22 protein-coding genes are annotated in these 21,815 nt (G+C 44.4%); 10 read left to right on the top strand and 12 right to left on the bottom strand.

Annotation, left to right across the window (positions count from 1 at the left end; all coding sequences use genetic code 11):
• Positions 1–125 precede the first annotated feature (125 nt).
• The gene (locus AC27FC_RS09800) at positions 126–728 is read right to left on the bottom strand and encodes a site-specific integrase (protein WP_070550202.1); all 603 of its coding nucleotides are present in this window, start codon (positions 726–728) and stop codon (positions 126–128) included.
• Between the two features lie 398 nt (positions 729–1,126).
• Between AC27FC_RS09800 and AC27FC_RS09795 the strand changes: the two genes are divergently transcribed.
• Positions 1,127–2,227 (top strand): hsdR, encoded by a 1,101-nt coding sequence (locus AC27FC_RS09795; RefSeq protein ID WP_196354812.1) that lies wholly within the window; start codon positions 1,127–1,129, stop codon positions 2,225–2,227.
• 481 nt (positions 2,228–2,708) lie between these two features.
• Here the strand turns inward: AC27FC_RS09795 and AC27FC_RS09790 are convergent, their stop codons facing one another.
• Complete coding sequence (locus tag AC27FC_RS09790; RefSeq protein ID WP_487160079.1) at positions 2,709–2,966, bottom strand: HigA family addiction module antitoxin; 258 nt, start codon at positions 2,964–2,966, stop codon at positions 2,709–2,711.
• 706 nt (positions 2,967–3,672) lie between these two features.
• Between AC27FC_RS09790 and AC27FC_RS09785 the strand changes: the two genes are divergently transcribed.
• The 6 genes from AC27FC_RS09785 to AC27FC_RS09760 all read left to right on the top strand — a co-directional run bounded on the left by AC27FC_RS09785 (position 3,673) and on the right by AC27FC_RS09760 (position 7,329).
• Positions 3,673–3,954 (top strand): hypothetical protein, encoded by a 282-nt coding sequence (locus AC27FC_RS09785; RefSeq protein ID WP_000843928.1) that lies wholly within the window; start codon positions 3,673–3,675, stop codon positions 3,952–3,954.
• Positions 3,955–4,235: 281 nt separating this feature from the next.
• Positions 4,236–4,589 (top strand): conjugal transfer transcriptional regulator TraJ, encoded by a 354-nt coding sequence (traJ, locus tag AC27FC_RS09780; protein ID WP_001575471.1) that lies wholly within the window; start codon positions 4,236–4,238, stop codon positions 4,587–4,589.
• Between the two features lie 81 nt (positions 4,590–4,670).
• Positions 4,671–5,465 (top strand): P-type conjugative transfer protein TrbJ, encoded by a 795-nt coding sequence (gene trbJ / locus AC27FC_RS09775; protein ID WP_070550206.1) that lies wholly within the window; start codon positions 4,671–4,673, stop codon positions 5,463–5,465.
• 11 nt (positions 5,466–5,476) lie between these two features.
• Positions 5,477–5,650 carry a hypothetical protein gene (locus AC27FC_RS09770; protein ID WP_176747581.1) on the top strand — a complete coding sequence of 58 codons (174 nt, stop codon included), beginning with the start codon at positions 5,477–5,479 and terminating at the stop codon, positions 5,648–5,650.
• A 2-nt stretch (positions 5,651–5,652) separates the two neighbouring features.
• The gene (gene trbL / locus AC27FC_RS09765) at positions 5,653–7,047 is read left to right on the top strand and encodes a P-type conjugative transfer protein TrbL (protein ID WP_077270275.1); all 1,395 of its coding nucleotides are present in this window, start codon (positions 5,653–5,655) and stop codon (positions 7,045–7,047) included.
• Between the two features lie 69 nt (positions 7,048–7,116).
• Positions 7,117–7,329 carry a hypothetical protein gene (locus tag AC27FC_RS09760; protein ID WP_487160076.1) on the top strand — a complete coding sequence of 71 codons (213 nt, stop codon included), beginning with the start codon at positions 7,117–7,119 and terminating at the stop codon, positions 7,327–7,329.
• Between the two features lie 21 nt (positions 7,330–7,350).
• Here the strand turns inward: AC27FC_RS09760 and AC27FC_RS09755 are convergent, their stop codons facing one another.
• The 3 genes from AC27FC_RS09755 to AC27FC_RS09745 are packed head-to-tail and all read right to left on the bottom strand — an operon-like array spanning position 7,351 to position 9,538.
• Positions 7,351–7,578 carry an antitoxin VbhA family protein gene (locus AC27FC_RS09755; protein WP_001039069.1) on the bottom strand — a complete coding sequence of 76 codons (228 nt, stop codon included), beginning with the start codon at positions 7,576–7,578 and terminating at the stop codon, positions 7,351–7,353.
• A complete protein-coding gene (locus AC27FC_RS09750) occupies positions 7,565–8,455 on the bottom strand; it encodes a hypothetical protein (RefSeq protein WP_077270276.1) in 891 nt (296 codons plus the stop codon). The genes AC27FC_RS09755 and AC27FC_RS09750 overlap by 14 nt, the downstream gene beginning before the upstream one ends.
• A gap of 9 nt (positions 8,456–8,464) precedes the next feature.
• Entirely contained in the window at positions 8,465–9,538 is a 1,074-nt protein-coding gene (locus AC27FC_RS09745) for a site-specific integrase (RefSeq protein WP_049003923.1), read from the bottom strand.
• Positions 9,539–10,329: 791 nt separating this feature from the next.
• On the opposite strand from AC27FC_RS09745, the gene AC27FC_RS09740 reads away from it, so the two are divergent.
• Both AC27FC_RS09740 and AC27FC_RS09735 read left to right on the top strand, forming a co-directional pair.
• Positions 10,330–11,844, top strand: coding sequence for an RNA-directed DNA polymerase (locus AC27FC_RS09740; RefSeq protein WP_337037401.1), 1,515 nt, complete (start codon positions 10,330–10,332; stop codon positions 11,842–11,844).
• Between the two features lie 3 nt (positions 11,845–11,847).
• Positions 11,848–12,441: a hypothetical protein gene (locus tag AC27FC_RS09735; protein WP_219773466.1), complete on the top strand. Its 594-nt coding sequence runs from the start codon at positions 11,848–11,850 to the stop codon at positions 12,439–12,441.
• A 139-nt stretch (positions 12,442–12,580) separates the two neighbouring features.
• Here the strand turns inward: AC27FC_RS09735 and catA are convergent, their stop codons facing one another.
• The 5 genes from catA to AC27FC_RS09710 all read right to left on the bottom strand — a co-directional run bounded on the left by catA (position 12,581) and on the right by AC27FC_RS09710 (position 17,822).
• The gene (gene catA / locus AC27FC_RS09730) at positions 12,581–13,258 is read right to left on the bottom strand and encodes a type A chloramphenicol O-acetyltransferase (RefSeq protein ID WP_196354780.1); all 678 of its coding nucleotides are present in this window, start codon (positions 13,256–13,258) and stop codon (positions 12,581–12,583) included.
• 63 nt (positions 13,259–13,321) lie between these two features.
• Positions 13,322–15,253: a putative bifunctional diguanylate cyclase/phosphodiesterase gene (locus AC27FC_RS09725; protein WP_047061211.1), complete on the bottom strand. Its 1,932-nt coding sequence runs from the start codon at positions 15,251–15,253 to the stop codon at positions 13,322–13,324.
• A 17-nt stretch (positions 15,254–15,270) separates the two neighbouring features.
• A complete protein-coding gene (locus tag AC27FC_RS09720; RefSeq protein ID WP_039263874.1) occupies positions 15,271–15,765 on the bottom strand; it encodes a putative pterin-binding protein in 495 nt (164 codons plus the stop codon).
• 399 nt (positions 15,766–16,164) lie between these two features.
• Complete coding sequence (locus tag AC27FC_RS09715; RefSeq protein WP_094935827.1) at positions 16,165–16,752, bottom strand: cytochrome b; 588 nt, start codon at positions 16,750–16,752, stop codon at positions 16,165–16,167.
• Positions 16,749–17,822 carry a catalase family peroxidase gene (locus tag AC27FC_RS09710; protein WP_094935826.1) on the bottom strand — a complete coding sequence of 358 codons (1,074 nt, stop codon included), beginning with the start codon at positions 17,820–17,822 and terminating at the stop codon, positions 16,749–16,751. The genes AC27FC_RS09715 and AC27FC_RS09710 overlap by 4 nt, the downstream gene beginning before the upstream one ends.
• A gap of 365 nt (positions 17,823–18,187) precedes the next feature.
• Here AC27FC_RS09710 and AC27FC_RS09705 point away from each other — a divergent pair, with 365 nt between their 5' ends.
• On the top strand, positions 18,188–18,481 hold the full coding sequence (locus tag AC27FC_RS09705; RefSeq protein WP_196354779.1) for a hypothetical protein: 294 nt from the start codon (positions 18,188–18,190) through the stop codon (positions 18,479–18,481).
• On the opposite strand, the gene AC27FC_RS09700 is transcribed toward AC27FC_RS09705, so the two are convergent.
• Positions 18,478–20,262, bottom strand: a complete 1,785-nt coding sequence (locus tag AC27FC_RS09700) for a diguanylate cyclase (protein WP_094935825.1) — start codon at positions 20,260–20,262, stop codon at positions 18,478–18,480. The two genes, AC27FC_RS09705 and AC27FC_RS09700, sit on opposite strands and share 4 nt — an antisense overlap.
• A 120-nt stretch (positions 20,263–20,382) precedes the next feature.
• On the bottom strand, positions 20,383–21,492 hold the full coding sequence (locus tag AC27FC_RS09695; protein ID WP_033144729.1) for an AI-2E family transporter: 1,110 nt from the start codon (positions 21,490–21,492) through the stop codon (positions 20,383–20,385).
• Positions 21,493–21,815: the final 323 nt, after the last annotated feature.

Raw genomic sequence — 21,815 nt, 5'->3', positions numbered from 1 at the left:
CATCAGGAGCTTTCATCCCGAGTCAATCAGGACAATATATAATGTATGTTCTTCGTGAATCCATACTGCATAAGCTTAACAACGTCCGTTATTGGCACAGGACTGCTGTTGCAGCCCTGGCAACCTTAGACTTTAATCGATTCAGAGATCTCTAATGCATCATCGACTTCAATGCCCAGATAACGGACTGTGCTTTCCAGTTTCTTATGGCCTAACAGAAGTTGGATCACCCTGAGATTCTTAGTTTTCTTGTAAATCAGGTAAGGTTTTGTTCTTCTCAAGGAATGTGTACTGTAAAGCGAATCTTCGAGACCAAGTTTTGCTACCCACCCATGAAAAATTCGGTTGTATTGCCGGGTTGATATGTGTTGGTTAGTATCGACCCGAGATCGGAACAAATAGTCTTTACTGCGTAAATTGCCAAGCTTTATCAATGCAGAAACAGCTTCTCTTGTCCCTTTGGTTATCTCAAATTGGACAGGGCTGCCGGTTTTCTGTTGTAGAACCGTAGCTCTGCTTGAAACAGAGCTACCATATGCAACATCAGATACTTTGAGTTTGACCAGATCACAGCCTCGAAGCTTACTGTCCAGGGCCATGTTGAACAGAGCTAAATCGCGCGTTTTACCTTCCAGTTCAAGTCGGATTCGGATACCCCAGATATGAGATATCTGAAGTGGTCTTTTTTGGCCTATGATACGGTCTTTGTTCCACGGTGACGTGTTCATACTCAAATCTCCTGCAATGTGGGAGATTTGAGTATGGTTGTCCTTATGAGCGAGGAGCGGAAGCTCACTTTAGGGCAATCTAATTCACATGTCAGAGGATTTATAAAAAGAGAATAGTGCAGATTTTATGGATACTTACACTTGCTATGGCATACTTTTTGGGACCCCATCAGTTTAGGGATCTGAATCGCCACAGCTTTGGTAGGCACCTGCTTTATGGTCACGTGCACCCGAAGATCCTGCGGGTACGCATGGGTCACGAAAAGTACGAGTCTACAGAAGTTAATTTACGGTTTTTTGCGCTCGATGTGGCTGCCAGCTACCAAGTCCAGTTTACACTGGATACAACTAACGCGCTGTAGCAACTGCGTGGTGGAAGCTGATTAAAGGAGATAATGATGTTCGATGTTGACGATACTGCACCCGATACTCCCGACCCCCGTGAACTCAGTCAGGATGTGCAGGCGCTGATCAACAATGGTCTGGATTTTCTGGATAAAGCCCGTGAAGAGTTGGAGGCCTCGAAGCCGAAGTTCTCCGTCGTCAGTTTCTGGACTGCGGTCGAGATTTTACTGAAAGTTCCGCTGGCGCACGAACACTGGTCGTTGGTCTGCAGCCCGAAAAAGCCAATAAAAAAGCAGGCTTACCTAGCCGGTGATTTTCAGTCGGTGACCTACGAAGAAACCCGTGAAAGGCTTAAGGACGTACTTGAAAGACCCCTAGACAGAGAAACGGACAGTGCTTTTGATAAGGTCAGAAAGCACCGCAACCGCGTAGTTCATTTCTACCACCCCACTTTCACCGAGGCTGAACAACGTCAAATACTCAAAGAACAAGCTGACGCTTGGTTTGCCCTGAACCGGTTATTAAGGGATGAATGGAAAGTTATCTTCGGTGTCAAACATAATTGGAAGCTGGCTTTCGGTGAAACTCGTCTGATTAGGGGAAACAAATTTTATGCCGAGGTGCGGTTTAAACAGGTTAAGCCTGAACTCGAGCAGCTCTCTGAAAAGAATATTCAAATCGGTAACTGCAATGAGTGCCATCAGCATGCGACGGTAACAGGGACTGAAACGACCGGTAATGAAAACCGTAAGCTTGAAGTTACGCGGTGTAAGGTTTGCACCAGTGCTGTAAGGCAAATTACCCTGGTTTGTCCAGACTGCGAAATACCTCAATTGCTACCTGAGGGAGATGGTGATTTTGAATGCGAACACTGCGACTACACTTCGGATAGGTATAAACTGCTGGATGAGGAGTTGTTCCACAGTGTGGATGAACAGCTACTCTCCGTATTTCCTGCTGGATGTACCAATTGCATGACTCCTGAAAGCGTATGTAAATTTGGAGACGGCTATCTTTGCACTCAGTGTTTCATCTATTACACCGAGCTTCATGTATGTGGTTGTTGCGGTCACCTGAGCGATAGCGTTCCTGAACTGAGCCATATCCGAGGATGTGAATTTTGTGATGGTGACCAACGTTATTTTGATGACTGAATTACCATATATAATCTAGGCTCTTCAGGGATGGGTTGGACTGTCCGCTCCTGGCCAAAAGCAGTCTTTCGGGTTTAAGACCTACAGCCTGACACTTCCGAATCTAAGTGGTTGAATTTTATTAGTGATGGTGGAGTAATCTGCAAATGGGTAGTCAAGTCAAATGGAACTATGTATCCATTAGTATTTGCGGCTAATTAGATGTAAGATATTAACGTCTAATGTAGGAATGTTCCATTCAGGCCAGAGCGTCAAACAAAGCCCGAACTTACCAGTCGGGCTTCTTTATGTCGGTTTTCAGTGTCGCCTCTACCACGGCTAAAATGATTTGTCCGGTCAGGACTGTGTCCCATCATCCAGGATCAAATTTCTCAATCCTCAGTCCTCCTGGTGTTATCATGTTTTAATGAGTCACTAGTAATACATGAGTATTATTCAAAGCATATTATGTATTAGGACTAAGCAATCTAATTGAATACCATTACTTTTTTTTATTAAACCATGCCTCATGTAGTTCTTGCAGTTTCACCCAAAAATATGCATCTGTATTGAAAATTATCGCGAGTTGAAAAGCTTCCTCAAGAGTTATATTTCGCTCATTTTTTATTATTTCCAAAATTTTTTCATATGATGTATCCATCAGTTCAGCAAGTCTTGCGGGAGGCATATCCAATGGTTTCAAGAATTCTTCGTATAAAATCTCTCCGACAGTTGAAGGTGCAGCACTTATCGTCCTCATCCCCCCTCCTTTTTTTTAAACGTCATCGGATTCATTATAGTAATTTGTTTAGCTAAACAAATCATAGAGTAAGGTTGGTTTAAGTGTTTTTCTTACTCAAATTCGATATATCCGCTGTCAGGAATGAATCATTTGCAAACAGTAGTTCTTATAAAGGTTAGCTAACCAAATTTATAAGTCATCTACAATCCTCTGTTATTTACATTTTGTTTCATTTTATTTATTGCTATTTAGTTTAGCTAAACAATCTATTTCATCATGTATAATCTGTGTATTTACCCACAGATTCTGTTGATAATATTGTGCATAACTTGTTTGTTAATTTTTTATTATATGACATATGAGGTACGCTTTTATGACATATGAGGTACGCTTCCATGACATTTGAGGTACGGGTATAATTTAAAATTTTTATAATAAACAAATAAATATATCGCTTTTCCACCCCCCTCTAACCTGATCTTTAACCTTATATATAACCAAAAAGATTAAAGGAATTATTAAAACCTTAGTGTCATTCAGAAATTGGTAAATAAAACCAATTTCATATGAAGTAAGAACCCGATGAATAAAAACCCTGTTGACATTATTCTTTTTGGCAGTAAGTTTTAATTATTCTCAATTCATAACGTTGGTTAGCAAACTTTAGCGCCTAAAATTTTAGCCGCTAAAATCCTCAAATTTCTACTGAGAGATGGGTTCTTCGATGAAATCAGTTATGCCAGAACTTATAACCGTTGAAGAGTTGGCTTTTGCATTAAAGAAAACTGTAAAAAGTATCCGCAGTGATGCAACACGAAATCCAAAATGTCTTCCACCAAGATGCCGTCTTCCCGGTAATAAACGTCTTCTCTGGCGTAGAGAGGATGTTAAGGACTGGATAGATAAATCTGTTGAGTCAAAGACAGAAAATGACGATATAGCGAAAGAGATAAATAGGTTTCAAAGGAAACGTGGCAGGCCGCTAAAACCCAAGCCGCGAGAATAAAAATATTCCTTGGGGTATTCAGATAAGTTTCCTTTCAATAAACACATATGCTGCACACTTTTACACGACTAATACTGCACAAATGCTTTACGAAAACACACTGAGTACACAGGAATACACAATACGTACACAGATTCACAACGGCAAATGTAGGGCAGGACATGTAAAGTAGGCCCACCGTAAACGGTGCTTCTACTTTACCTTCTCTTATTCGCAGCTGAGCTGCTCAACGGAGTCCTGCTCTGCGAGGCTGATCGGCTACCGCCTGTATGGAGAATGATATGACCGTTTCTCAGACTAGAAAAAATAGTACACCAATTAAAGTTTATTGTTTGCCAGATGAAAAAGCGCAAATCCAGGAAAATGCAGAAGCATCTGGCTTAAGTGTAGCGAGTTTCATTCGTAAAGTAGCAATGGGTTATCAGGTTGAGTCTATGGTAGATATTGAACAGGTTGTAGAGCTTAGCCGAGTAAATGCTGATCTTGGTCGACTTGGTGGGTTACTTAAACTGTGGTTAGCTAACGATCCACGCACAGTTGATTTTTCACCCTCATTGATAGAAACGTTGCTTGCTAAAATAGAATCAACCAGACAAGAACTAAGAAATATTATGGATAGAATCTTGGATAAATAATTTTATGGTTTCCTAAATATCTGTATTTGTTAAAAGTACGAGTTTTCAATATTAATAATCAGTTAAATTTGAGGTGAGCAAATGAAGTTAATGCTCCGAGTATTTTCATCACTGAGAGGGATTTTAGCAGCTAAAAAATCATTAGCAGCTTCCTTCCTGGCGTCCATCATGGCATTACCGGCGACAGCCGGTATCCCTGTAATCGATGGTACTAATGTGGTGCAGACCACAATCAGCGCAGTCAACAACGTTCAGGCTGTGGCAAAACAGATCCAGCAGTACCAGACGCAGCTGCAACAGTATGAAAACATGCTCAAAAATACAGTCGCACCTGCAGCCTATATCTGGGATCAGGCCAATTCAACCATCAACAAATTGTTGCAGGCGCAGGACACTCTTAATTACTACAAAAATCAAGCCGGGAGTCTTGATTCATATCTGAAACGTTATCAGGACGTGAATTACTACCGCTCAGCACCGTGCTTTAACAGTAATGTTGATTGTACTGCGGATCAAATAAGCGCACTGCGCAAAGCTGAACAGAACAGTTCTGAGGCACGTAAAAAGGCCAATGACGCCGTGTTTAAGGCTCTCGACGAACAGCAGGAAACACTGCAAAGCGATGCTGATAACCTTGCAGATTTGCAAACTCAGGCAACCAGCGCACAAGGGCAAATGGAAGCTATTCAGGCCGCTAACCAGCTTGCCAGTGCTCAAACGAACCAGTTGCTGCAAATCCGCTCGCTTCTGGTATCCCAACAAAACGCTGCAGCAACACTGGCACAGGCTCAGGCTGATAAAGAAGCCCAACAAATAGTCGCTGATGAAAAAGCGTTAGCTGGCGAGAACACGCCAAGCCCGAAGCGAATTTGGTGAGGGATAGCTGAATGAAAGATAAAATTTTGGTCATTTTTATTCTAATCATTTCATTGATTCTATGCTCTTGCGATAAAAAAGATGAAGATTGTTTATCGACGCCAGAGAATAAATTGAACGAACATAAATACGATAAATGTGCCCTGCGCAGTAATAACAATCCTAGCCCTAAGCGAGAATGGTAATTATGAGAATAGTAAGCAAACTCACTTTTTTCGGCATGATTTTTTTGTTTTCTGTAAATGCTTATGCTGGTCAATTAGATAGTAGCGGATTACTTGATACGTTATTAGATAAGTTTCAGCAAGTAGCCAGCACATGGTCATTAGTAATTGGTGATTATGCAAATTGGCTCTTCTGGGGGCTGGTATTAATAAGTATGGTTTGGACATTTGGTATGTTGGCGATGCAAGGGGAAGGTTTAACCAGTGCACTTGCAGAGATAGTTCGTTTTTTTGCCGTGATTGGTTTTTTTTATTATCTTTTAATCAACGGCCCAGCCATATCACAATCTATAATTAACTCAATGAGACAACTTGCAGCAAATGCTTTAGGAACAAGTACTGGTATTTCACCCTCAAGCATAGTTGACATAGCCTTTGTGATATTAACAAAGGTCAGTTCAGCAGCATCAATTTGGTCACCAATGATTTCGACCATTATGATAACCGTCGCGATAATAGTATTAGTCGTAATGGCACTTATCGCGATAAATATGCTAGTAATGTTAGTTTCTGCATGGGTGTTGTGTTATGCAGGAGTTATATTGCTTGGGTTTGGTGGCTCGAAATGGACTTCTGATATTGCAATAAATTACTTACGCACTGTATTATCGATTGGTATTCAGTTGTTTACGATGACATTAATTATTGGGATTGGGCAATCATTTATAGATCAGTATTTTTCTATTATTAAAAATGATATTCCTGATCTTAATAGTCTTATTGTTTTACTTCTGGCGTCAATCATTCTTTTAGTATTGACGAATAAATTACCGTTGTTGTTATCAGGCGTTGTAGGAGGAGCGTCCTTACAAGGGATTGGTGGGTTTGGAGCAGGTATGATTACTGGCGCTGCTACTACTGCAATGAGTGGCGCTGGGGCAATGGCAATGAGCGCTACAGCTCAAGTCAGTGGTGGTGCTTCCGCTCTAAAAGCAGCATTTGAATCTGCACAAGCGGCGATGGCCGAAGAATCTGGTTCCGGTGATAGAGGCGGTTCAGGTGGAGGATTTGGCGGCGGGGAAGATACCGGTTCCGTAGATACTTCTGGAGGACAACCATCAGGCAATTCCGGTGGTTCGTCTGCAGGGAGCAATACAGGTAGCGCCAGCGGAGGAAGCCAGGGGTTTGCTTCATCATTCTCACGAGCTGGCCGCATGGCTTCTCACATGGCGAGCGGGCTGTCTAATGGAGCTGCGGAGTATCAGATGATGAAGGGAAGTACTAATTCTATCCGATCACAACAGACCGTTGGTGGGGAAATAGCGAATCAAATACGTAAACACACAGCCGATCGTCAGAGTAACCACGAACAGGATGAGTTTGAGGGTGATAGTTTAACTGGCAGTAAAAAATCTTGATTTAGACGCGTCAGTTAGCGCGGTAACGTTAACTGACGCTTCCACTAAACACCTGTAAGGAGGTGGATAATGGCTGATTATAATAGCTTTGTTTTGGAAGGAATAAAAATTATTTTTGCCGATAACAATAAAGAGTTTATTAAAGAGATTTGTGAACCATTGATAAATATTCTATGTATCGAAGAATATTATTCTGCTACCGGCATTTATAATTATGATGATGCTGATGAGCAAGCTGAGTTACTTAAAAATGCGCTAAGGGACTATAAAATGGCTCACTAGTGAGAAGAGGCTAACTGGATGTTAGCCTTTTTTAATTTTATTTTTAGATTGTTCAATGTGATGATTTAACACTTCTCTCTTTGCCTCTTCATAGGTTAGCTCTCCATTGATTACCTTATTTTTTATTTCATTAAAAAATGAGGAGCCTTTGGGATCTTTACTTGATAAAAAAAGACTGGCTTCAGCTCTCCGAAAAGCTTCTTTCCTTGCTTCTATGGAAAATGAATTAGCAGGGTTATTTTTGTTCATAAGTTGAAGTGCCCTTATTATTTATATTCGGGATGTTTTTATCTACAAGAGTTAGTCTTAACTCCGAGAATTTATTTCCTGATATTTTATAACACTGATTTTCATTTTTTTCAATATAAAGAGATTTGCTTTCTGGGCTACCACATGTCGTAGATGTTCTTGCATCAAGAAAAATAAACTTTTCTTGAAATCTTTCAATATATTTCATTGCTGTCATGCTAATAATAAAAAGAGCAACTGACACAGCAAAAAGGGATAAGCCTGATACTAAACGATTAAAATTAAATTTCCTTTTAATAACTAATGAACTGGCTAGATTGACCATGTTAAAGGGGACCATAATTATGAGTCCTATCAATATTATTTTTTCAGGAAGATTGTTCACCTGTATATGATGTTGAGCCAAGTTTCCAATATATACTGAAATCATAGAGGATATTACTATTTTTGCTGGGGATACATCTCGCAAAAATATGTATATATAGACTGTAGTTGCACAAATCATTGCTCCTATTGGAAATGAGAGCATGAAAGCATAAGCTAATGTTGAGTAATTAAGATTTTCTGGGGCTATACCATAAGCTATGTCAAGCTTAAACTTTGCGATCCATAAGCATACTGAATATGTAAAGCCAGTTACGCCCCACTTAACCACTGTATTATTAAATACTTTATTTAATAAATCACGATATCCTATGTATACACTGGTTAATAAAGCTATAGATGATAGAAAAATTGGAGCGGCAATGTATATATTTTCTAGCCATAATGGGTTTTCTACAATCAAGTATCCAAAAGGTATTAAGTATATTATAGCCAATAGTTGAGGGTTGTTTAATTTGGGTGATGCGTCAACCAACTTATTTTTATATTCCATACAACGTCCTTATTTCAACTTTAACGCTAAATCTTCAGCTTTTGGATGATAATACCGCATTAGCATTCTTGGATCTTTATGTCCTGTAATTTTGGTTAGTTCATGCATAGGGAAAATTTCAGCTAGTCGAGATGTTGCCTCATGTCGAAGGTCATGAAATCTTAAATCTTTAAGGAAAGATTCATCACATAATGAGTTTGTTTTCTCGTATCGTTCTCTGGCTCGTTTTACAGCTCGGTCAAAAGCTCGGGTAATCGCGTCTGCACGCATATCAAAAACCTTATCAGCAGCTGGCTTAGAATGTTCCTTGAGACTGGACAGTATCGTAATGGCTTTCGTTGATAAAGGGACATCGCGGGCATTACCATTCTTAGTATCCGGCAGATGTGCAACTCGCCGATCAAGATCAATAAAGCGCCATCGAAGTTCTGCGATTTCGCTACGGCGCATGGCTGTCTCTAACGCCAGAAGAATGATTGCTGGCAATACTAATGAATGTGTTGCGGCGATGATATGTTCGATCTCGTTGGCTATTTCCTTTCCTGACGTAACACAGGTTTTCTCAGAAACTACAGGCAGCGCTTCCAAGCGTCTGGTCCTGGAGTTCTTGGGTTGGGGTTTGCGAATGGCCTCTACGGGGTTCAGCAGGCTCTCCATGCCCCATTCTTTCCGCGAAACATTGAATACATGAGAAAGTAAGGCCAAACGCCTTAAAACGGTTGCAGGAGCATAGATTTTCAACCATTCATCTCTCAGCTTGGCGACATCGGCACTCCTGATGCTGGCCATATAGTTTTTCGCCAGCTGAGTGCTTTTTAGTATCCGCACCAATGATCGGTCTTGCACTGCCCCTTTTTTGTCGGGAACAATCTCTTTTTCATATCGCGTTAGGGCTTCATACAATGTCGTAGATTCCGCTTCGCTGCGGCTAAGCCAAACTCCTCTCGCCATTTCTGACTCGATCATTTTGGCCCAAGCTTCTGCTTCCACTTTGGTGTTAAAGGTTTTGGTTTGAGAGGGAAAACCACGTTTACGGATTTGAGCTTCCCATTGGTAGTTACCACGTTTGCGTATAGTCGCCATTTCTGTCTGATTCCTAACGAACTGTGGCAATATTGTGGCAAAAAATCCATTTAAATTCGATAGGCATTGATTTTACAAGATCAATTTACGCATTCGTAATGCGAAGGTCGTAGGTTCGACTCCTATTATCGCACCATCCTCAATTCACACACGATTAATCCCACGCTTTTCGCGGCCAGGGACGGATTAAAGAGCTAATGGATGCCCTGCCACCGGACGAGCGACAAAAAGCATTTGAACTTCTACTGGCAGCCAAAGAGAGCCAGTGAACGGTTCGCCGGGAGTAACTAAAATTTTCCTGGCTTCGGTTCATTAAATTTCAGCTGCTTAAGAAAAAATGTATATAAGAATCAGTTTGTTAACTTTTAAGTGTACCGTTAGTTAACATAAAAAATCTCACTTAAAATTTTATATCTCTTTACTATCAATATCTTAACTCAATTGATGAAGATGTTGGAGTAAAGCTAAACTGAAAAACCTGAAATTCTTTTCACTCTTTTCAGTTCCCTGCTCGCTGTATATCCCCAGTTGTGGCGCGGTCTGGCGCTATCATTTGTAAAAAATCCCAACTGAAAAATTTTTGCGATCTGAAAACCGCAGGCGGGCGCGGTGTAGTGCGATTTTGGTCAGGGAAGTATTTTTTGTCAGTATGACGCATTGCATGCTTTTAATGTGTTGGTAAAAAATCAATGTCAGTCAGTAACTATGGTGATGTGTCACTTGAAAAATGTTGTAGAATAAAACTACCATTTTCATGATAAAACAATAACGTTTGAGTAGGCGGGGGTTGCATGCTGGTTAGGGAGCACTATCTTGAAACTAAAAAGCTTCTCAATAATATTAAGCCAAGAGTAGTTGGTCGATGGTTATTGAATGATGGCTATTTTCCAGAGGAATACGTTTTACCCCCTAGCTTCAAAGCCGGAGGGATTAAACTAAATCGAGAGCCGTATTTTGATAATCTTAATAATCTCAAAGAGAAAGAGATTGTTAATGTATCGTATCCTAAAACATCACTCACTCATCGTATTTTTGGTATACAGCATCCCAAGTTTTATCATGATATGGTTTACTGGCTTGTCAAAGATTGGCAGTTAGTAGTAAACCATCTTTTTAATGATGAAACTAAAATTTTCACATACAGCTTGCCTATTCCTGTTACTAAAACTGAGGGGTTGTCTCTGTCACCCATACGTTCTGGGAGGATGATATATGAGTGGATTGAGATGGCTGAAAGGGATCTGATTGTTGATGCAGTAAACTATAGTTACTTAGTTAGAACTGATATTACCAATTTTTATGCCTCAATATACACTCACAGCATTCCTTGGGCATTACATGACAAAAATATGTCACGTAATGATAAAGAATACACTCTGTTAGGTAACAAGCTTGATAGATTGCTACAATATTCAAATGATAAAAAAACAAATGGTTTATCAGTAGGGTCTGCTCTAAGTGATTTGATTGCGGAAATAATTCTTGCCAAAGTAGATAGAGATGTATCATTAAAGCTCAAGGATATCGACTTTGTTGGTGTTAGATTTAAAGATGATTATCGAATTCTCTGCAATAGTGAATCTGATGCAAAGAAAGTATTAAAAAATATTTCTGATGAATTGAATAAATACAACTTAAATATCAATGAGTCCAAAACAAAAATAAATAAGCTACCGAATGGGCTTTACAGAGAGCATTCTAAAAAGTACTACCCGTATTCATTGTCAGGAGCAGAGTCTTTTTCATTCAGAGAGTTTGAGCAAGCGGCACTCAAGGCGTTGGATATTCATTATGAGTATCCTGGCACAAGTATACTAAATAAGTTTATTTCTGAATTAACTAAAAAAGATAGATTGAAGATTATTTTCTCCAAAGATAAGGCCAAGCAACTCAAGGAAATCAAAAAATTAATAAGCCTGCTTTTCATGATAAAAAGAGAGTCTGAAAAAGTAATGGGGAATGTTCTTGCTATTATCGACCTTATTTTTCTAGAGCACAAAAAGTCACACCCTGAAATAAAAGACTTTATTAAAGGTATTATTATCGATGATGTTAAGCGTTCTTCAGCAAAAGATTCTGTTTTCGATGTTCTTTGGTTGGTGTTTTTTACCAAGTTTAGGCAATTCGGAATGGGGGATGTATCTAAGTATGTTGATAGCGTGCTTATCAATGGCAATAAGTTTTATCAATGCCTTGTTAATAATAAACCCATTTTTATTGATGACAAGTACACATTATTTAAAAAACCTAAAGATCTTAATGAAATAATGTTGATTGAATATGTTGATTTATTTAAAAGGGATTGAACAATGCATGGCGATGAGAATTATAAAAAATGGGCGAGAATATTAGAGCCAAAAGCATTAAAGGAAAGAGTTATTTCTTATTCTATTTTTATTGCATCCTTTGAGCTTCTAAAAGAAATTGTAATTGGAAAATTAGAGCGTTTTTACTTAAGTTTTGGAAACGAAGATGAATTCGTAGACTACAGGGAAAAAGTCTTAAATAGAAATAAAAGTAGACTTTATGCATCGATAAGCTGGTTGACGGAACATAACGCTTTAGAACAGTGTGATATCGAAACATTTGAACGCCTAAAAAAAATCAGGAATAAACTTTCTCATGAAATGTTTGATTTAATTCCTGAGGCTGATTTACTTAATGTAACTGATGAGATTAATACAATAATTTCTCTCACACGAAAGATTGAGTTATGGTGGTTTTATAATCTCGATATGGCCATTGACCCAGATAGCTATCCCGCAGATCTGGATCTTGATGAAGTGATGCCTATGACCGTACTTCTCTTACAAGTCATGCGCGAAGTTGCGTTAGGAGATGAGCAGGCTGCTCACAATATGTTTGTCGAGTTTACCCGCAACTACAAGAGAGACCATACTTGATCATAATGCCCCTAAGCAGTAACCAATTGGGGGCATTTATGGGGGCATTTTAAAGATGCGAAAATTAAAAAAACAATAAAAACAATGCGTTAAAGTTGTGTTTTATTCCTATTATCCTTTTAAAATTGCCTTCGGCGTATCAGCTATTTAGCCCCTCCGACAGCTCCGGCAAACCATCACACATCTCCTGCAACTCATTAAACATCCTTGCCACATGGAAACCATCGCACACCGAGTGATGGACCTGCACCGCGAGCGGCAACAACACTTTCCCATCCTGCTCGTAGTATTTTCCAAACGTGAACATAGGGGAAAAGAAGTTCTTCATGTGCGCAATGTTCATCGTAAAGTTCGTAAACGTCACCCAGGGAATAGACGATACGAAAAAGACATTTTCCCGGGACTCTTCTTTCGGCCAATAAGAAAGGTTATTGCCATAACGCGCAACATCTTCTGCATAGGTGTTCTGGAAGTGATGAATATTGCCGTCGAAATGGCTCCACAATGACGAAAAGGTCTCTGTGTCAGGGTGGAAAATGGTATAGCTGGGATGAATTTCATTCCATATGACAAGCTCATTGTCCTTCATGGCCATACGGAATTCCGGATGCCGGTTCATGATTTTAGAGAGGAGGAAAATAATCGTCGGGTAAAACTTCCAGCCGACCTTTTTGATATGTTTCCGCAGCGCGGTGATGTCGATCAGAACCGTTTGGTTAATTGTACACTCAGCAAATGACTGGAATACTTCAAAATGCTCCTTCCTGGCCCAACGAGATAAATCAACAGGCGTATATTCCGGGGCTGTTTTTTTCATTGTTTAACCTTTGATTATCAATCGATTAAAGGGTTTTGGGCCAGAAAAAGCCGCGCAACCATTTCAACCGTATCTAATCTTCCTGTCAATCTCAGCCTGTGGTTTTCCGAACAGATATCCCTGGACGAGATCGCAGCCTAGCGCCTGAAGACGTTCGAGCTGCGCTTCGGTTTCAACACCTTCTGCAATGACCCTCATATTGAGGCTCTTCGCCATGCCGGTTATCAATTTAACGATATTAAGGGCATCATCCTGCGTGGATATCGGGTTCACAAAGGATTTGTCGATTTTAATTTTATCAAAATTCAGTTCACTCAGACGTGAGAGCGACGAATAACCCGTCCCGAAATCATCGATTGAAATTCTTACACCCAGCGTTCTCAGCTTTTTGAGAATAGTGATCGGCGTGTTGCTGTCGCTGAAGAGCGATGACTCCGTAACCTCTAATTCAAGACGATTTGCCGGAAGTCCAGTCTCCTTCAGGATGGACTGTACCATTGCCGTAAAGGATTTCGTGCCCAGCTGAACGGGTGAGACGTTCACAGAGATCCTTGCCGGAACCGCCCAGGAAACCGCTTCCCGGCAGGCAAGCTCCAGCACGGTTTTGCCGATTTGGTTGATCATCCCCGTTTTCTCAGCGACGGAAATAAAGTAATCGGGTGACAGTATCCCCTTCACGGGGTGTATCCAGCGAATAAGCGCTTCATAGCCGTAAATTTCATTGCTGAATGAATCGACAATAGGCTGGTAATAAACAACGAATTCATGGTTATCGATCGCCAGTGCCATATCATGTTCAAGGGTTCGGCTTTCCTGTAACTTTTGCAGCATCCACTGACGGAAAACTTTTATCTGCTGTGAACCCTCTTTTTTGGCTTCGTAGAGCGCCAGATCGGCAAATTTATAAAGGTAGTCAGAACGCCGTTCATTATCAGATAAAACGATCCCCACACAGGTAGCAATTTTTATCAGCTGGTTATTAATCGTATAGGGCTGGCTGATATGTTCGCTGATTTCTTTGGCGCGCGAAACGGCGGCTGCTTCAGTGAGGCCACTGGAAAGCAGGGCAAACTCGTCTCCGCCCAAACGGTAAAACGTATCAGTGGCGCTGCTCATTGAGGTGAGGCGTCTGGATACCTGATTCAGCAGCAAATCTCCGGCATCATGGCCATAGGTATCGTTGACCTCTTTGAAGCGGTCTAAATCAAATAACATCACCGTGACGGGGATGTGGTTTTTATCTGCCTGAAGATTAATTTTGTTGAGATCGTCCCAGAAGAAAAGGCGGTTTTTCATGCCGGTGAGGGAGTCATGATAAACATCATATTCCAGCTTCGAGTTCTGAATTTGCAGCGTTTCTTTTGATATCTGAAGCTCGTCAGCAAGGCTTTTAACCTGCATGTGCGCTTTGAGAATGTTTTTATTCTGGTAGATCATTAAGAAACCCAGAATAAAGCTTAATATCACCAGTAATAATGAAAGCACCGAATAAATATAATAAAGAATCTGTATTTTATGGTTGGATTCATTAACCGTGTTAATATCTTTCGTCAATGCCGTTGCTGAAAGCTGGCTCAGCGGCGCATCAAGGTCATGCATATTTGTCAGGTATGCCTGTAGCTCTGGGTGGCTCATTTTTTCAAGATGGCTATCCAGATAGGCCAGTATTTTCTCTAAGCGCAAAGCGAGCTCCTGATGCGCTTTATCACTGTCAATATAGCGACCTAAATCACCCCCTTTCATTAAATCGCTCTGGCTTAGCATAATTTCAAGACGCATGCGGACCTGGTCTATCGTAACGTCATCGGTATCGGTTGCGTATAGACCAAGCCATGATTCAAAACGGTAATACTCTGATACCAGTTGTGCCACGGACCAGGACTCAGTGTATTGAGTCAGTTTTTGCAATTCCTGCTGTCGATCGTAAACAAGGAATGCAATATATCCTGTCGTGATAAAAAGAGAAAAAATGATACCAACCAGTATCCTGTTCATTATGTTCTCCTGAACGACTACTCAATCTTCATTTTGCTAACCTGCCATGCTGATCGTGAGTAATAAATCTGATTATTCAACTCAGGAAGACTGTCATAGGGGTATACAATGAACGATGGGCCTTTATCGCGGATGCGCATATATTCGCCATTGACCTTTAAGGCAAGTATGGCGTTGTATTTTTTAAAGTCGCTGAGAGGGATCACGGTAGAGTAATCATTGAGCGCAATAACATTGACGTTAGTTCCCTTCGCACCCACATACTCCATGAGTTTGTTCATTGGAACACCCTCAAACTTCGTACGACCATTATACCAGGGAGATGTCGTCTCGAAACTCACTACTCCGAGTTTTTCAAGGCTGGCGAGATCAAACACTGCTTTTCCATTTTCATTGGTATTTTCTATATTACCGTAAATCGTTAAAATGGGTTTACCAACTGGTTTTGGCAGGTCGCCAGCCCAGGTTACACTTTGTACGAGACAGCATAACAGCAGTAGGGTTAATCGCATTTTGACCTCCACCTTTTGAACATAAGTATAAGAATTATAATTTAGATATCACACGAGTTTATATATTTTGTTGAGGAGTAAGGGGTTTTATCGTTTTTGTTGATATAAACCCATTTTAATCAATGGGTTAGGTGTTGCGGGTGACAGGGTGTTTGATACTAGAGCGACGCTTAACTTTTTGATAAAAGCTAAAATTGCGGGCATAAATGCTCTTCTGTTTAAAAAATAATCGCTTTAATTGATGGATATTAACTTCCGCGACAATTTTAGGATGTCCTTGGTTTTTGGGGCGCGAATCTGGAGGCTAAATACGCACCCCGGTTGTGTCCGTTGTTTCAGGATGACGACGATAAGCGAGAACACGACCATTCTGATGGTGCGTGTCCCATATCGCTTGCCTTACTTCATGTCATCCTGGATGGCTGACGCCGACTTCCCCCCTTTCGCCATGCTGGAAAACACTGCGTCCCGGTAGATCCACGCATGAACGAGTGCGGCAGAGATATGGACCAGCACCACAGCAAAAAGCAACTTTGCCAGAAGGCTATGGGCGTCGTGACACCAGGCATACAGTGCTGGACTGTTCGGGGCAATCGCCGGCAGGTTGACGCCACTAAACATCACAATCGGCAGCCCGGCTGCCGACAGTTGCGCCCAGCCCAGCAGCGGCATTGCCAGCATTAACCCATACAGCATCCAGTGTGATGCCTTTGCTGCAAGCACCTGCCAGACGGGCAAATCAGCAGGAAGTGGGGGCGTCCGGCTAAGGAGCCGGTTGACCAGACGCACCAGTGCCAGCAGTAAAATGGCGACACCCAGCGGCCGGTGCAGGTCGATTAACCAAATCCGGTGATGTAACGACGTCATCATTGCGGCACCGATGAAAAGCATGGCCAGGATCATCACCGCCATCAGCCAATGCAGGCTTCGCGCCAGGATATTGAAATGCTGCGGCACGTGCTCTCGCATATCTTTATTCGAGCTCATTTTACCTCCTGCTTTTGCACAGCTTCGGTGGCCTTGCCGTAGCCGATTTCCCGCTCACGGCGACTGAAAGAGTGGGAATAGGCAGCGGAACGGGCGTTTAAGATGGGATCATCAGACACTGCAACGCCTGCAGGAACAATCGAAGGGTCAAAGTTAACGTCGCGGCACACGCCCTCGGATTGTGCTTCGACACGCGTCACTTCCAGCGTGCCGGCAACCATCTGTTTGCGTTCGTCCGGCCATGGCTGGGAAGGGTCATCCACCGGATCGCCCCGCTGTGCGAGCTGCAAAACGTAATCCCAATAGAGTGGCTTCTGCGCCAGGCGCTGACGCAGGTTTTCGAACAGGAAGTTGTCATCGGCTTTCTGTCGTTGTTCATCGCTCATAGAAAGGAAAGGCTCGTGCGGACGCATCATCCAGCGAACGGCCTGGCGATCTCCCTGCGAGTTCACAAGATAAAAGGCGTTAATGCTGTAAAACGTCGCGCCCGCGAAGCTGCCGGGCGCGGGTTTTTGTGCCGCCCATTTAAGGTATTTCTCCGCCTCCGGGTACGCTTTCAAAAAGTCTGCGAGACGCTGTGGATCCGGTTTGCCAGTGGCTGCATCGACAGCCGTGGCTTTTCGCAAGGCCAGAAAACCTTCCGGACTGTGCGTGGCGAAGAAAGGCTCGTTGTTCATCGCCATTCGCCATTGCTGCTTGTCATCTGTCTTCAGCAGCAGCGCCATGCTCAGGGTTTTGGTCGTACTATCCGGGGCATGGGGATCGCCAGTACCAATAGAGAATCGGCCCACCACGGGCACTTCCTGCTGTGAGAAGAGGCGGGAGGTTGAAAGAGAATTTGCCGAGCCGTTTGGCGTAAAGGTGCCAGCAAAGCAGATGCCTTTTCCATGCGCGCGGCGAAAACCCGGCGGGAAGGGTTTCGGTGTTTCACCCACCAATGCCTGGCTGACCGTGCGTGAACCAAGCCAGCCCGCCGTCCATGCAAAAGCAAATGCCAGCGTACCGGCGACAACGGCGATCGATGCCAGCGCGCCCCAGGTTTTTTTGGATCTCAAATCCAGTTTCGACATAGACGTTTTTCCATAACAAAATATCTTCACATGTCATGCACAACGTATTGCGCGTGACATGTGTTAATACAGTGGCGAATATGGTTTGAGTATAAAAATTAAGGGGCGTAAAGAAAGAATATCACGAAAAGTTTAAACCTTTTCGCCGTCACAAAGGAGGGCTACTTATCACAACGGTAATTGTGGCAGGACAGGTTCTTACTGAGAAATAGTGACGAAATATGTAATTTAAAGTTTTCTATTTCTCAAGCGAGAACGTGTAAGGTTTGTTGTTCCTGACGAATTAGATTCATTGATGTAAATCAGATTATCTCTTTCATTCGCCGCTTATCGTGTGCACACCCTTCCTTAAAACGAATCAAAAAATGAAAAAAAGACCATTCTTGATGGTGCTTTGCGCTGTGTGCTGCTTTTTTGTTGCGGACATCGCTATGGCAAAAAACAGTTCAGTTTCCAGTGAACAGGTTAAAGAGAACGTTATTGCAGAGTCGATCGCATCTTATCCCGGAGTATGCGCCTGTCCTTTTAACCGGGCCAGAAACGGAAGCGCCTGCGGCAGACGCAGCGCATGGAGTAAAGCGGGAGGCTATGCTCCCATTTGTTATAAAAATGAAGTTACGGATGAGACGGTAAAGCAGTGGCGTGAAAATAATAGCTAACCCGCCTCCAGCATCCCAAAGCTCACAATCCGCGCGCGGCCCAGCTCTTTCGCCCGGTACAAGGCCACATCCGCGGCGCGCAGCAGGTTGTCAGTCTGGGCATGTTGCGGGTAGCTGGCAATGCCAATCGACACATCCACCGGCCCAATCTCGGTCAGCCCGTAGCGAAGCGACAGCTCATGCACGCTATTGTAAATCTTCTGCGCGCAGGCGTGCGCCTCTGGTTCATCGGCACCGGGAAGCAGGACCAGAAACTCCTCGCCCCCGTAGCGGAATGCGAGTCCGTTGTCATGTGCGGCCCGCTGAACAATTGACGCCACGCTTTTAATCACCTGATCGCCCGCTTCATGGCCGAAGCGGTCATTGATGCTCTTGAAGTGATCGATGTCGATCATCATGCAGCTTAACGGTTCGCCGGTGCGCAACGCCTGTGCCGTTTGGGTTTGCAGGGTATCTTCCAGATGATGACGATTACGCAGGCCGGTGAGCGGGTCGAACAAGGCTTTTTCCAGCAACGCGTCGCGCAGACGCTGGTTGGCCAGCGCCAGACCGAGCGCTTCGGCCATCAGTTCCAGATAGGCGCGGGATGGGGCGTTGTCCGCCGTAATATTCTGGAATGAGAGCAGGCCAATGGCCTCGCCCTGGGCGATAAGCGGCACGCACAGCGAGCTTTCAGCTTGCGATGCCGGAAGATGGTAGCAGGCGATATCCGGCTCACCGTTTACCGGCGGGTGGCTCTGCCCGCGGCGCACGGCCCAGCACTCGTCAGGGTGGAACGTCGTCTCTTCACCAACCGGTGAAAGCCAGTGCGCGACGCAGCGCATCTGCCACGGATCGCGGTCAAGGACGTAAAGTCGGCCCGCGATACCCGGCGCGATATTAGGCGCAAACAGCTCCGCCACGTTAATCACATCGTTAAAGTTCTCACACCCCTGCAGCCGCTGCGTCATGCGGGCCAGCAGCTCGCGGATGGCCCAGTCGGCATCGCGCTCTTTTTCCAGACGCTGTCGCGCCAGGCCGTTTTCGCGGAAGATGCGGATGGCCTGGGCCATGTCGCCAATCTCATCAATCTGGTTGAAATTGGGCGTTTCAACCGCGTAATCCTGGGATGCCAGGCGGTGCACCACGTCGCTCAGACGCACCACGGGACGCAGCACGCGGCGCTTTAATATAAAGCCGAGAACAAACAGGAACAGCAGGGCGGTCAGGCCGACCATCAGCTCAGAGGCCGTACGCAGCGCTTTCGATTTTTTTGTCGCGTCCTGAACGGAGGCGATGACGCGTTTGTCGAGTATCTGGCGGAAGTGATCGAGCTGGTTCTGCGCGCGCTCCAGCTCCTGCTCATAGGGCGCACCGTAGAGTAGCGCAACGGCCTGCGCGTCTTCTCCTCGCTCAAGGCTGGAAAGGGCGGTTTGCTGTTCGTCCTGCAGCTCGTCGACGATCTTTATTCCTTCATGCAGCAGGGCCAGTTCTTCATCCGATGCGCCGTTATCCTGCAACTTTTCCAGCCGAAGCTCGATGCTCTTCAGGCTGTTTTCCGCCTGGTTATATTCCTTGAGAACCTGAGGATCTTTTTTAATGACGTACAGCCGTGCTAAATCAGACTGGGCCCAGATATCGGTTTCGATATCTTCCGTGAGCTGATCAAATTTCTGCCGTTGTTCAACGGCCTGACGCTCGAGGGTATCAGCGCTGGACGCCATCAGCATGATGATGCCGGAGGCGATGGTCAGGCAGACCGTGGCACCATAGGCCCAGTTTGTTATCGTTGCGATTCGCACCTGATGATCCTTTTACGACATGAGTAGGATGGCGTTCTTTCAAATTATAGAAAACGTTTGATTTAAGGCGAAAAAAAAGGCGGCACAGCGCCGCCTGGTGTGGTCTATATCGTCACATCCTCACAATTCTGGAGGATTTTTTCCTTCTTCGATGAAGTCGGGGTCCAGCTCTTCGGCGTTACCTTCGTGATCGCGCCCTGAGAAGAGGTTCCAGCAGGCGATAAACAGCGCGGCAATGAGCGGCCCAATCACAAAGCCGTTAATGCCGTACAGCTCCATGCCGCCGAGGGTGGAGATCAGTATCAGGTAGTCGGGCATTTTGGTGTCTTTCCCGACCAGCAGCGGGCGCAGGATATTGTCCACCAGCCCGACGATAATCACGAAGAAGCCGACAATAAACAGCCCTTGCCAAAGCTGATGGGTGGCGAACAGGAAGATGGCGGCGGGAACCCAGACAATCGCCGAGCCGATGGCGGGCACCAGCGAGAGGAAGGCCATCAGCGCCCCCCAGAGCACGCTGCCGTCAATACCGGCAATAGCAAACGCAATCCCGCCGAGGATGCCCTGAACCACCGCCACCGCCGCCGTACCTTTTACCGTGGCTCGCGACACGCCGACGAATTTGGCGAACAGGTGTTGCTTGGCGAAATCAGACAGCGGCAGGGAGTCGAGGATCTGGCGCACCAGATACGGGCCGTCTTTCAGCAGGAAGAACAGCAGATAAAGCATGATGCCGAAGCTAATCGCAAAGCCAAACGTGCCCTTGCCAATCAGGAACGCGCTGCCGGCGAGATATTGCCCGCCCTGCAGGGCGACATCAGAGAGTTTTTTCTGGATCTGCGCCGCGTTGGTGAGGTTGTGATCCGCCAGGAAGCCGCTGGCCCAGTCAGGCAGATGGTTGAAGATGCTCGCCACCACTTCCGGAAACTGGGTGTTGTTCTCCTGAAGCTTCGTGTAAACCACGTTCAGCTCAATGGCGAGCGAGGAGAGGATAACCATCAACGGTATAAAGACGATCAGGCAGATAATGCCAATGGTCAACAGCGAGGCAAGCCCGTTGCGATCCCCCAGCGCGGCGCGCAGCCTGTTTTTTACCGGGTTAAAGATGACGGTCAGAATGGCGGCCCACAGTATCGCGGAGAAGTAGGGCGACAGTATGTCGAAGAAGGCCCAGGTGACGAGGGCGAGAATAAAAATGAAGAAACCTTTGGTCAGTCCGTTAAAGCGCATCAGTCAGTCCTGTTACTAAGAAACTGTGTCGACTATAGAACTGATTGTGAGAATTACCAACCCTGTACCGGGTAGCGGCTGCGCCTTACCCGTCCTGCGGGCAGTGTTGCGGTATGAATCCGCTCTTCGCGGATACCACTTTCGACTGACCGAAGATCGCCGCTTCCCGCACCATGCTGTAAGTATCTGCTTGCGGAGGTGCTTATGGCCTGGCGTCCGATTCTCTATGTGATCCTCACGACCCACCCCAGACTCAGCGCGAGGCGTGCCCGTTTGCGTCTGGTCATCTAGCTTTTTATTAACAATCGCGGTATAACACACCT

The organism is Enterobacter sp. C3_dUdeg (assembly GCF_057536195.1).
Note: the sequence above shows the minus strand (reverse complement) of the source record. Positions and strands in the feature narration are given on the sequence as shown.

Coding starts and splice junctions, on each gene's coding strand:
- AC27FC_RS09800 (WP_070550202.1), bottom strand. CDS start 728: ATGAACACGTCACCGTGGAACAAAGACCGTATCATAGGCCAAAAAAGA.
- AC27FC_RS09795 (WP_196354812.1), top strand. CDS start 1,127: ATGTTCGATGTTGACGATACTGCACCCGATACTCCCGACCCCCGTGAA.
- AC27FC_RS09790 (WP_487160079.1), bottom strand. CDS start 2,966: ATGAGGACGATAAGTGCTGCACCTTCAACTGTCGGAGAGATTTTATAC.
- AC27FC_RS09785 (WP_000843928.1), top strand. CDS start 3,673: ATGAAATCAGTTATGCCAGAACTTATAACCGTTGAAGAGTTGGCTTTT.
- traJ (WP_001575471.1), top strand. CDS start 4,236: ATGACCGTTTCTCAGACTAGAAAAAATAGTACACCAATTAAAGTTTAT.
- trbJ (WP_070550206.1), top strand. CDS start 4,671: ATGAAGTTAATGCTCCGAGTATTTTCATCACTGAGAGGGATTTTAGCA.
- AC27FC_RS09770 (WP_176747581.1), top strand. CDS start 5,477: ATGAAAGATAAAATTTTGGTCATTTTTATTCTAATCATTTCATTGATT.
- trbL (WP_077270275.1), top strand. CDS start 5,653: ATGAGAATAGTAAGCAAACTCACTTTTTTCGGCATGATTTTTTTGTTT.
- AC27FC_RS09760 (WP_487160076.1), top strand. CDS start 7,117: ATGGCTGATTATAATAGCTTTGTTTTGGAAGGAATAAAAATTATTTTT.
- AC27FC_RS09755 (WP_001039069.1), bottom strand. CDS start 7,578: ATGAACAAAAATAACCCTGCTAATTCATTTTCCATAGAAGCAAGGAAA.
- AC27FC_RS09750 (WP_077270276.1), bottom strand. CDS start 8,455: ATGGAATATAAAAATAAGTTGGTTGACGCATCACCCAAATTAAACAAC.
- AC27FC_RS09745 (WP_049003923.1), bottom strand. CDS start 9,538: ATGGCGACTATACGCAAACGTGGTAACTACCAATGGGAAGCTCAAATC.
- AC27FC_RS09740 (WP_337037401.1), top strand. CDS start 10,330: ATGCTGGTTAGGGAGCACTATCTTGAAACTAAAAAGCTTCTCAATAAT.
- AC27FC_RS09735 (WP_219773466.1), top strand. CDS start 11,848: ATGCATGGCGATGAGAATTATAAAAAATGGGCGAGAATATTAGAGCCA.
- catA (WP_196354780.1), bottom strand. CDS start 13,258: ATGAAAAAAACAGCCCCGGAATATACGCCTGTTGATTTATCTCGTTGG.
- AC27FC_RS09725 (WP_047061211.1), bottom strand. CDS start 15,253: ATGAACAGGATACTGGTTGGTATCATTTTTTCTCTTTTTATCACGACA.
- AC27FC_RS09720 (WP_039263874.1), bottom strand. CDS start 15,765: ATGCGATTAACCCTACTGCTGTTATGCTGTCTCGTACAAAGTGTAACC.
- AC27FC_RS09715 (WP_094935827.1), bottom strand. CDS start 16,752: ATGAGCTCGAATAAAGATATGCGAGAGCACGTGCCGCAGCATTTCAAT.
- AC27FC_RS09710 (WP_094935826.1), bottom strand. CDS start 17,822: ATGTCGAAACTGGATTTGAGATCCAAAAAAACCTGGGGCGCGCTGGCA.
- AC27FC_RS09705 (WP_196354779.1), top strand. CDS start 18,188: ATGAAAAAAAGACCATTCTTGATGGTGCTTTGCGCTGTGTGCTGCTTT.
- AC27FC_RS09695 (WP_033144729.1), bottom strand. CDS start 21,492: ATGCGCTTTAACGGACTGACCAAAGGTTTCTTCATTTTTATTCTCGCC.